The sequence below is a fragment of the Sphingobium olei genome (assembly GCF_042678845.1).
GTDB classification, from domain to species: domain Bacteria; phylum Pseudomonadota; class Alphaproteobacteria; order Sphingomonadales; family Sphingomonadaceae; genus Sphingobium; species Sphingobium olei.
The window spans coordinates 1-9241 of record NZ_JBHTLS010000083.1; the positions used below are offsets into that span (position 1 = coordinate 1).

At 59.7% G+C, this 9241-nt stretch carries 9 protein-coding genes and 3 pseudogenes; 8 read left to right on the forward strand and 4 right to left on the reverse strand.

Annotated features, from left to right (window positions below):
• Positions 1–588: 588 nt before the first annotated feature.
• The 4 genes and pseudogenes from ACFQ24_RS04880 to ACFQ24_RS04895 all read left to right on the forward strand — a co-directional run bounded on the left by ACFQ24_RS04880 (position 589) and on the right by ACFQ24_RS04895 (position 5112).
• Positions 589–1155 (forward strand): hypothetical protein, encoded by a 567-nt coding sequence (locus tag ACFQ24_RS04880; protein WP_380909398.1) that lies wholly within the window; start codon positions 589–591, stop codon positions 1153–1155.
• Between the two features lie 275 nt (positions 1156–1430).
• On the forward strand, positions 1431–1703 hold the full coding sequence (locus ACFQ24_RS04885; RefSeq protein ID WP_380909400.1) for a hypothetical protein: 273 nt from the start codon (positions 1431–1433) through the stop codon (positions 1701–1703).
• A gap of 37 nt (positions 1704–1740) precedes the next feature.
• A pseudogene (locus ACFQ24_RS04890) lies at positions 1741–1896 on the forward strand (transposase); the annotation flags it as partial.
• A 423-nt stretch (positions 1897–2319) separates the two neighbouring features.
• A complete protein-coding gene (locus tag ACFQ24_RS04895; protein WP_380909402.1) occupies positions 2320–5112 on the forward strand; it encodes a hypothetical protein in 2793 nt (930 codons plus the stop codon).
• Positions 5113–5513: 401 nt separating this feature from the next.
• Here the strand turns inward: ACFQ24_RS04895 and ACFQ24_RS04900 are convergent, their stop codons facing one another.
• Complete coding sequence (locus ACFQ24_RS04900; protein ID WP_380909404.1) at positions 5514–5681, reverse strand: hypothetical protein; 168 nt, start codon at positions 5679–5681, stop codon at positions 5514–5516.
• 190 nt (positions 5682–5871) lie between these two features.
• Between ACFQ24_RS04900 and ACFQ24_RS04905 the strand changes: the two genes are divergently transcribed.
• The 3 genes from ACFQ24_RS04905 to ACFQ24_RS04915 are packed head-to-tail and all read left to right on the forward strand — an operon-like array spanning position 5872 to position 7774.
• A complete protein-coding gene (locus tag ACFQ24_RS04905) occupies positions 5872–6480 on the forward strand; it encodes a hypothetical protein (protein ID WP_380909406.1) in 609 nt (202 codons plus the stop codon).
• Complete coding sequence (locus tag ACFQ24_RS04910; RefSeq protein ID WP_380909408.1) at positions 6477–6878, forward strand: sigma factor-like helix-turn-helix DNA-binding protein; 402 nt, start codon at positions 6477–6479, stop codon at positions 6876–6878. Before ACFQ24_RS04905 ends, ACFQ24_RS04910 begins: the two co-directional genes overlap by 4 nt.
• 56 nt (positions 6879–6934) lie before the next feature.
• On the forward strand, positions 6935–7774 hold the full coding sequence (locus tag ACFQ24_RS04915; protein ID WP_380909410.1) for an NYN domain-containing protein: 840 nt from the start codon (positions 6935–6937) through the stop codon (positions 7772–7774).
• Positions 7775–7777: 3 nt separating this feature from the next.
• Here the strand turns inward: ACFQ24_RS04915 and ACFQ24_RS04920 are convergent, their stop codons facing one another.
• Together ACFQ24_RS04920 and traD are read right to left on the reverse strand one after the other, a co-directional pair.
• Positions 7778–8014, reverse strand: coding sequence for a conjugal transfer protein TraD (locus ACFQ24_RS04920; protein WP_380909414.1), 237 nt, complete (start codon positions 8012–8014; stop codon positions 7778–7780).
• 28 nt (positions 8015–8042) lie between these two features.
• Positions 8043–8342 (reverse strand): conjugal transfer protein TraD, encoded by a 300-nt coding sequence (traD, locus tag ACFQ24_RS04925; RefSeq protein WP_380909412.1) that lies wholly within the window; start codon positions 8340–8342, stop codon positions 8043–8045.
• A gap of 172 nt (positions 8343–8514) precedes the next feature.
• On the opposite strand from traD, the pseudogene mobQ reads away from it, so the two are divergent.
• A pseudogene (gene mobQ, locus ACFQ24_RS04930) lies at positions 8515–9120 on the forward strand (MobQ family relaxase); the annotation flags it as partial.
• A 10-nt stretch (positions 9121–9130) separates the two neighbouring features.
• Here mobQ and ACFQ24_RS04935 read toward each other — a convergent pair.
• A pseudogene (locus ACFQ24_RS04935) lies at positions 9131–9241 on the reverse strand (IS630 family transposase); the annotation flags it as partial.

Genomic DNA, 9241 nt, shown 5'->3' on the forward strand with positions numbered 1-9241 from the left:
GCGGCTATGATGCGCGCGGGCGGTCGGGTTCCACATGATGGTTTCCAAAGTTGGTGTCGCAACCCCTCGGAATCATATCGAAACTCGGCCGTCCACCGTTACGTCAGCGTTCTGACACAGCCTCTGACTTGCTTCTGCTGGAGAGCACCAGTGTCTGATAGGGAAAGTCACCCGTCACCGTTACAGCGGCCAGTAAAGTCATCCACATCATGCGCCGTTCTCTGCGGAGTTGGTGATAATGGCTTTTGCTAATGGCAAATAATTTGTGATCCTTGAACGGCTAGCGCTGGTGAACGGATAACTAGCAGTTTTCGGCGGGCAACGGCAGCCGCTGCCTGACGGAAATCGCATGGTAGGCGACGGCTTTCGCCTGATTTTCGAGCATCGCGTCAGGAACGGCGAAGATGGGTGAGTGGCGGACTTGCTGGTTCCAGGGAGATATTCGGCGACAGTTGCCGCCCGGCGGCGTAAAATGATTATGCAGCAATAGGCTAATTGCTGGCATTGATGATTTAAGAGGTTGCTTACCGTCTAATGATAAAGATCATCTTGTTTTTATGCTAGCGCAGCATGTCGAGAAGGGAAAGCATGACTATTCTCAAAAAGGGGATTGTGGGGCTGGTCGTCCTTTATTTTCTGATTTTTTCGCTGGTCATGTCTCATAAGCCAGCGGCTTGGAGGGAACTTGGATACAAATTCCCAACAGCGTTTTTAATAATCCCGCTATATGCGCCGATGATAGTGCGCTCATATTTGAAGCTGTTGCTTCACGATCCATGGCCATGGACCAGCCCTGACGGCACGGTCGGCCTGAGCGAAGTGATCCGCACTAATGGGAAAAAAGAAACATGTTCGGTAGGAGGGACATTGATCGATTGCAGCAGCGTATCGTTCAACATATTTCATGGATTTTCACCGTTCGGGACGAATTATAATATTAGCGAGAATGGCTATGAGACAGCCGTTAGAAACGCAATGGTCCCGAATTCTCCCACCTTTCCGCTAATCAAAATAGGCCGCTATATATGCCTCCACAACGGATATGCTGGATTGTTCAGCGCTCCTACTTATGTGAGATTGTTTCGACGCGGCGGAGCTATTTACTGGCAGAATCTTGATAACAGTAGGATATTGAGGATCCGTTTTACTCAGTAGTAAAAAGTCTAGTTTTACCTATTTTTGTCTGCATTTAAGCATCACAGGTTCCCACATAGATGTCCGCGTCTGGTCGATCGGCGACAGGCCGCTTTGCAGTGGCGGCAACCACACGGCAGGCGACATGACGGCTACCGCCTGATTGTCGGTCATTCGTTCGGGAACGGCGAGGACGGGGTGGACAGCGGAATGTCAGCTTTCCGGACAAAAGGCGCTAATCAGGCCGTAAACCCATAAACGTGCGGTGAGCGGATGGCACCATTGCATTCGCAGGATTGGCGCTGCACCATGCTGATGTGGTTGAGATTGTGCGCCTCGCTTCCGAAGCCGAACGTCCTTCGTTGTCGGACAATGAGCCGTGGCTCTTCGTTGAGGAGACGGACGGCCTTTTTTTCGGCAGCGGTAGTGCCTTCAACGCGGCTGGCGAGTGGGTAGGCTACGGATCGCTTTCCGAGCACGATGTCGATCTTCCCCTAGCGGTCGAGGCGGCCTGCGAGTGGGCGAAGCGCTATGGCGTTCCGACGATCTGGGTCTTCGCCTCGGAATAGCTTTGGCTGTTTGCAGCGGATGTGATTCAGCATCGGCATGAGCCGATATCATCTGATCGATTTCGAGTGGCGCACAATCGAACCACTTTTGCCCAACAAGCCCCGAGGCGTTCCGCGCTTCGATGACCGGCGAGTGCTGAACGGCATCTTCTGGGTCGATTTTGCTTGGTCAGCTTTCCCGCCCAAAATCGGACAGGCGGCTGTCAGGGCCGGTAGGCCCGAACCGGGCGGTCGAACGGCGATCGAGGGGTGGATTCCTGCCTGACCGCTTCTGGGCGCTGAAGTTGGGGAAGCGGCCTTTCAGGGGCCACACTACTTCGGCTGCAACGCGCCGCCATCGCGGACCTTCAGCTAGACTCTGCCATCACTACGTTTCGGCTCGTACTTGGTGACCCTTACGGCGCGGCATCATTATTCGGGTTCGGAGCGGCTTCGACAAACTCCACGGCACGCGATCATGTGATCGGTCATGAATTGCCCTCCAAGTATGATTCTCGGTGGACCGTGGCATTCACGGGTTCTGGCATCTTGGAGGCTGCTGGCGGAGGCTTAATCACCACCGCACCAAGTCACCCGATCAAACCTGCGACACTTGTGTCCACGAAATACTCACGTCATGATTGAGATGGGCAAAAATGGGGGGGTGTATATTATGGCTGTACAGGCAGAGGGCTTCGCATTCGACGAGAATGCAAGTCTCGACGACAATTTATCCGCGTTCGGAGACTATATCGACCAGATGGATGCCGCGCTGGGAGTGGAAATGCGACAGCAATTTCCGGCGCTTCTCGAGGGAAAATACAAGGCGGATGAAGTCTGGGATCGGTTGTTCGAGATTTGCGCCGCCCCGCCCGCCGAGGTCAAAAACACAAGCGAGGTGGAGGTTGCGGTTACGCCCGCCAATACGGCCACCGCCCAACCATTGGCCGCGCCCCTGCCGCCTGTGACCGGCTGGTTACTTGAGGGCGTTTTGATCGAGGGATTTAGGGGCGTGAACAATGAGGGGCACCCCCTCGAGCTTAAGCTGCAACCCGCCAAGGTTAGCAGCATCTCGGCGGTGAACGGTGTTGGCAAGACATCCGTTTACGACGCGGTGCGTTATGCGATCACCGGAAAACTACCCTGGCTGGATGAACTCCCCGCCGCCGAGCGGGACAAAGACTACTATCAGAATCGATTTCACTCGACCGGTCAGTCCACCATAAAGCTCCGGCTTGTCGCCGAGCCCGGCGGAGAAAAATGCGAGATCACCGTCAGCCGAAACACGCTCGGCCTTCGCTCGGTCGCCGCCACCGCGCCGTGGGACGCCAGCGCGATACTGACTGCGCTCAACCGCGAGTTCGTATTCCTTGATGGACCGACTTTTCAGAAGTTCATCGCCGCGCCCCCACTCGTTCGGGGGCGCACCTTTTCCGGCCTGCTGGGGCTTTCCGCATATAGCGATCTTCGTCAGGCCCTCGCAGGTCTGGTGAACACGCGCGCGTTCAACAATCACTTCGGCACAACCGCCCACGCGCAGAACAAGACGCGCGAAGAACGAACCGCCGGTGAACTGTCGTCAGCTATCGCTAAGGACTACGAGATTCTTGTCGGGGCGGCTATTGGCGAGATGGATGCGACGGCGGCGAAGGAGAAGTGCCAGGACGCGCTGGCCCAGATCGCGCCCCTGAAACCCGTCTGCGAAGGAAAGGCGTTCGTCGCCATCGACATCGACGCCTGCATAGAGGCGATCAAGGATGCCGAGGGCGGGCCGAAACGAGAACGCCTTGGCGCGTGCATTCGGGAGCGTGGCGACCTCGCGAAGGTCAATCATGGGGCGCCCACGGCGGAGCGGGCCGCGCAATTGGCAGCCCGTGCCGGCGAGCGCGAGGAAGCGCTGGAAAAGACCGCCGGCGATCTCATGCTCGAGCTTTACCAGGCGGGCAAAAAGGTCGTCGAAGCCGAACAATGGGAGGATCCCCACCTCTGTCCGCTCTGCGATGGAACGGGCGCGCATAGCCTTCGGGACCATCTCGCCTCCAGGCTCTCCGAATTCGAGGCCTTGGACAAAGCCACCGCCGCACTGGCGGCGGAATGGAACGAGGCCGGCTGGACAGAACTCCTGCAACTTGAGGCCATTGTCGAGGACACTCCATCGAAGCGGCTTCTCACCGTGAGGCAAGCCCGTGCCTCGGCGGGTTCGATCTCCAAGGCAGAAGCCGAGGCGTTGGTGGAACATCTTGCGGCACTGCGCACTAGGGTTGGCGAGATCGATGCGCGGTTGGCAGCCGAGCAGGTCCAGCTCGAGAAAGAATTGCCGCCGTCGTCGGTCGAGGTGACCAAGAAAGTGGAGACCGCGCGGCGCTTGCAGGATAGCTGGAAAAAGCTCGAGCAATCCCGGAATGTGATCGCGGAAGAAGCCGCCAGAGACGCCTGTGTCGATCGGGTTCGTGACTTTCTTGTCGATGCATCCAAAACCTTCGCGACGGCAGAGGCAGGTATGAGCAAGGCGCGCCTCGCTGCTGTCGAGCCCGTCTTCAAGGACTATTTCAAGAAGATGTCGTTTCACGGCGTCGAGCCGGCCGTTTCCAAGAAGGCAGATAGCGAGGAACTGCGCATCGGCCTTACCCAATTCTACGGGCTAACGAACGTCTCACCCCAGGCGCTTCTCTCCGAGAGCTTCCGCAACGCATTCGCGATCTCGCTCTATCTGGCGGCCGCGTCTCTCTACGGCGGACTGCCGAAATTCGTAGTTCTCGATGATGTGACGTCCAGCTTCGACGCCGGGCACCAGCACTTCCTCGTTGAACTCATCAGAACCACCTTCGCGAGGCCCGGAAACGCGACAGGACCGCAGGTGATCCTGTTGAGTCACGACACGATGCTCGAAAAGCTGTTCAACAAGCACAGCGGTTCGGGAACGTGGTGGCACCAGCGCCTCGAGGGATCGCCGCAGGTTGCCGTCCTGCCGCAGGCCGGAGCGGTCAACAAGGTGCGCGACCGCACCATTTCGATGCTTCAAGCCGGTCAGGTCGACTCCGCAAAGGAAGGCGTGCGGCAGTATTTGGAATATCGATTGAGCGATCTCATCAGCAAACTCCGGATCCCGGTGCCGGTGGACATCGCCTTCAACGACGACAAGCAATTGTCGAGCGAATTCCTCAAGGCCATTGAGGCGGCCGTCAAACTGCACAAGGCCGCCAACAACCTCGAACTCGACGCGGCCCAGCAAGCCGGTCTGAACACCAACATGGTGACGATCGTTGGAAACTTCCTAAGCCATTGGGGCACCGGCCAGACAGCGGCATTCTCTGGCCCATCCCTTCTCGGCGTGATGCAGGCGATCGATGACTATTGCGACTGCTTCACCTTCGAGCCCACGCCGGGCGCGGCCAGAATTTACTACAAATCACTATCGCAACGACAGTAGAGACGCTTCTGCCACCCCCGATAGCCGATGCTTATCGCGTTCCTGAGTCCACACGGTGCGGTGTTTCTGCGCACCCGACAAGCTTTGTCGGCTCATACCGATCCGGTCTCGCGCGGAAACGGCCCCTATCATTTCGATAGCCGGGCACGGTGGGAACGACCGCTTTCGGGAAGTCGATCGCGAACCTGAAACGACGGGGATTGGGTCGAAAGGAGACCGGCAGCTTCCCTGACGGCAATCACATGCTTCCGACAGGGTGCGGCGCATTTCCACGGCGATCCCGCCGCTTACGGCGTTGCGTGATCCCCCGAGCCCCCACATGTCCGAAAATCACTGTCGGATTGCCGAGGTGCCCGACAACCAGTGCTTGAGGGTTTTCCGTCGGGGTTGAAAGTCCTCTTTTATCCGACCTTGCCTTGCTCATTCTCGCGGCGCTCGACCTCGCGTTCCAGCACCTCGCGGATGAACGCGGCGCGGCGCTGCCGCCCCACGAGCTTGTCGATCCGTTCGCCAAGACCTTCGGGCAAACGGACATTGGTCGATTTCACATTGAGCGGTGGTCTTCCCATCCTGTCGTCGTAACCGTGCATTTCGCCCTTTCAATCGGAAGCCGATTAACCGGTGCCGGTTATTGCACATTTCCCTCCTTCGATGCTATAAGCGGTGCCGCTTAGTCCTTCCGGGGCAACATGATCGCTTCGGGACGGCCGGAATGAAGGCAGGCTAATGACCTCACGGGAAAGTCCTCGGGATGATTCGATGGGCGGCACGTCGCGCCGCGACTGGCTGCGAGGCATCGCGGCGGCCCCTGTCATGGTGCCGGCAATCACATCGCCCTGGGCGAAAGCGTTGGCGTCGCTCCACGATCGTTATGAGGATGCGCCCGCCGTGCTGCGCCGCAGCCGGGAAGGGTGCGGCTTGAGCCGCGACCGCTATCACAGCGCGGAAATCGCCTTCGCTGCGATCGAGGCAGGGTTCTTCTCCGATCCCCGCTATATCCGTCAGACGCTGCATCAAGCGGGAGCCAGCGCCAAGCTGGCCTTGTGTGCCCATTTACTCGACGTGGGTATCACTGATGAGTGGAACGCCGAACATATCCGGCAGGACATCACCAAGGCGCTCGCCTATGCCAATGCGACCGGGTTCGGACATGACTGCCCGGACATGGCCCGGCTGGCGGTCGTCCTCTCGCCTTTCTGGAAATGGGGCTATCCGCACCTGAATGGCGATCCCCCGATCAATGACGGCGGGTTCACGCCCGATCAGGTGCGTGTTCTCATCCGTGCGATGCTCGACCGGGTTCAGGACGTGACGGGGCATTCCCGGCCGAGGGCTTTGCTCCACGGGCGGAGAGGCGCAATGACATGACCGCATGCGCCGATGCAGAAACGCTCGCCTTGTACGAAGCCGCGCTCGATCGACTCCCACCGCTATCGTGCGTGGTGTTCCTGCTTCACCGCGTGGACGAGCTTTCCTATGTCGAGATCGCCGAGCGGTTGTCGATCATGGTCGCCGCCGTGGAAGCCTGCATCGTCGAAGCCTTGTTGGTGATCTGCGCCACCGTTGACGGCAGGGAGCATCGCCAGCGGCCGCTTGAGGTGATTGCCGAGGCGGAAGCGGCACTCCACGAACGGCATCGCCGCGCGTGCGGGGACTTCTCGCGCGAAAGCGGCGGCGGCATCTGGCGAATGGTGCATTCGATCCGCCAAATCGGGCGACGGCGACCGACGTTCGAGACATGGCTATGCAACTTGGTCGGGCGCTAGGTCCCTGCAAACCAATCTTAACGCGCCGCCGCTATCGTTCGGGCATGACCGAACCCATGGAATCCGAAGAGCGGGCGCGCAGGACGCCGGACCGGCGCATCGCCTTGCTGATCGACGCCGACAACATATCGCACAGCAGGATCGCGGCCATGTTGGCGGAGCTTTCCAAATATGGCACCGCCAACATCCGACGCGCCTATGGGGATTGGGCGAACGCCAGTCTCAAGGGCTGGAAAGACAGGCTGCACGATTTTGCGATCCGCCCCATCCAGCAGTTCAGCTATTCGACCGGCAAGAACGCCACCGACATCGCGCTCGTGATCGACGCCATGGAATTGCTCTACACCCAGAAGCTCGATGGTTTCTGCCTCGCATCGAGCGACGCGGATTTCACGCCGCTGGTGATGCAACTCAAGGCCAATGGGCATGAGGTCTATGGCTTTGGCGAGCGCAAGACGCCTGCGCCGTTCGTCAACGCCTGCACAACCTTCCTCTATCTCGATACGCTGGACGATCCGGCCCAGCCTGTCGCCACACCCGAGCCTGTCGCCAAACCGAAACCAAAGAGCAAGGCAGCGGCGAATCCGAAGGCCGCACCAGCCGAGAAGCCAGCCGACAAGACGGCGGTCAAACCCTTGTCGCAGGACACCAAACTTGTGACGATCCTGCGCGGTGCGGTGGACGCCGCCGCGCGCGAAGACGGATGGGCAGCGATGTCGGCGGCGGGGAGCGCCGCCAAGCGGCAAGCGCCGATCGATCCCCGCAATTATGGCGTCAAGAACTTCCCCGCGCTGTTTGCCGCCACCGGCCTGTTCGAGATCGTGAAGACCGACAGCGGCCAGAGCTATGTCGCCGACAAGCGCAACAAGGATCGGACGCAGCAGCCCAGCCGCTAGCAGTCAGGCGTCCTTTCGTTCCTGTTCCGCCTCGAACGCGCGCTTGCCCTTGCGTTTCCAGAGCGCCAGCGCGTTGGCTCGTTCATCGCCGCGCAGTCGGTCGGCAACCGTGAGAAACGCCCCATAGAGCGTGGCGCGATCATCGTCGGTCAGATCGACCAGACCCGCTTTGATGATGAGGCCGCCCAATTCAATAAGGTGCCGCGTGCGTTCACGGCGAGCGACGGCCCAATCGCGCATGTCGGTTCGCGTTTTGCTGGCTTCAAGCCTATTGCGCATCGCTCCGGCCCGCCGCAGCGCCTTGGCCGACAGGATCAGGTCCACCCGCAGGCTTGCCGCCCTTGCCGAGAAAGAAGGCCGCACCCGCGTTGCGCCAGCCCTCCTTGACGGCGATGTCCTTCACCGTGGCGGCGTGAAGCAATGCGCCTGCCAGCAGATCGGCATCGAGCGTATCGGCTTGGCAAGCCACGACCAGTTCGCCAAGCTGCCTTACACGCCGTTCCTTAAGCGCCTTGGCCTTGTCAGCCAGCACCTTGAGTTCCGAATTAAAGTCGCGGGGCTTACGCATCGCTAAGTCTCCATTGAGTGACGATGGAGCCATGATAAGATGAACCTGCCGCAAGCGCAGTAGAGTCGCCGGGACAGCCTGACACCGCCTAGTCCCGTCCGAGAAAATTTCGAGAAGGGCGCGCTTATACGTCGTTCCGACGTGCGCTTCGCAGTAGTAAATGGATGTCGCCATGGCGATATACCATTTCTCCGTTCAGGTCATTGGCCGTGCTTCGGGCCGCTCCGCCGTCGCGGCGGCGGCCTATCGTGCGGGCGAGCGCCTGCGCGACGAGCGTCTCGACCGCGACCATGATTTCCGCGCCCGCTCCGGCGTCGAGCATAGCGAAATCATGCTCCCGGAGGGCGCGCCCGAACGCTTCTCCAACCGGGAAACCCTCTGGAATGAAGTCGAGGGCGTCGAGAAGCGCAAGGACGCGCAGCTTGCCCGCGAAGTCGAGTTCGCCATTCCGCGCGAGATGAGCAAGGCCGAGGGCATCGCGCTTGCCCGTGACTTCGTGCAGGCCGAGTTTGTCGATCGCGGCATGATCGCCGACCTCAATGTGCATCGGGACATAGACGCCAGCGGCATGGAGAAGCCCCATGCCCATGTCATGCTCACCATGCGCGAAGTCGGCCCGGAAGGATTCGGGCAGAAGGTCCGCGACTGGAACGAGCATGGCAATGTCGAGCAATGGCGCGAACGCTGGGCCGATCACGTCAATCAACGCTTGGCCGAACTCGACATAGATGCGCGCATCGACCATCGCAGCCTTGCCGATCAGGGCATAGATTTAGAGCGGTTTCCGTTCATTCTGGATCGTATCCGCAAGAACTGAAGTAGTTGGCGCACTCGGCGGGCTTGAAGATGTCGACGAGCCTGCCGATGAGGTCCCACAGTCCAGAGACGGTTCGCTCGCC

Bases quoted from the DNA above. Each gene is read 5' to 3' on its own strand.
- ACFQ24_RS04880 (WP_380909398.1), top strand. From the start codon at position 589: ATGACTATTCTCAAAAAGGGGATTGTGGGGCTGGTCGTCCTTTATTTT.
- ACFQ24_RS04895 (WP_380909402.1), top strand. From the start codon at position 2,320: ATGATTGAGATGGGCAAAAATGGGGGGGTGTATATTATGGCTGTACAG.
- ACFQ24_RS04900 (WP_380909404.1), bottom strand. From the start codon at position 5,681: ATGGGAAGACCACCGCTCAATGTGAAATCGACCAATGTCCGTTTGCCC.
- ACFQ24_RS04905 (WP_380909406.1), top strand. From the start codon at position 5,872: ATGGGCGGCACGTCGCGCCGCGACTGGCTGCGAGGCATCGCGGCGGCC.
- ACFQ24_RS04910 (WP_380909408.1), top strand. From the start codon at position 6,477: ATGACCGCATGCGCCGATGCAGAAACGCTCGCCTTGTACGAAGCCGCG.
- ACFQ24_RS04915 (WP_380909410.1), top strand. From the start codon at position 6,935: ATGGAATCCGAAGAGCGGGCGCGCAGGACGCCGGACCGGCGCATCGCC.
- ACFQ24_RS04920 (WP_380909414.1), bottom strand. From the start codon at position 8,014: ATGCGCGATTGGGCCGTCGCTCGCCGTGAACGCACGCGGCACCTTATT.
- traD (WP_380909412.1), bottom strand. From the start codon at position 8,342: ATGCGTAAGCCCCGCGACTTTAATTCGGAACTCAAGGTGCTGGCTGAC.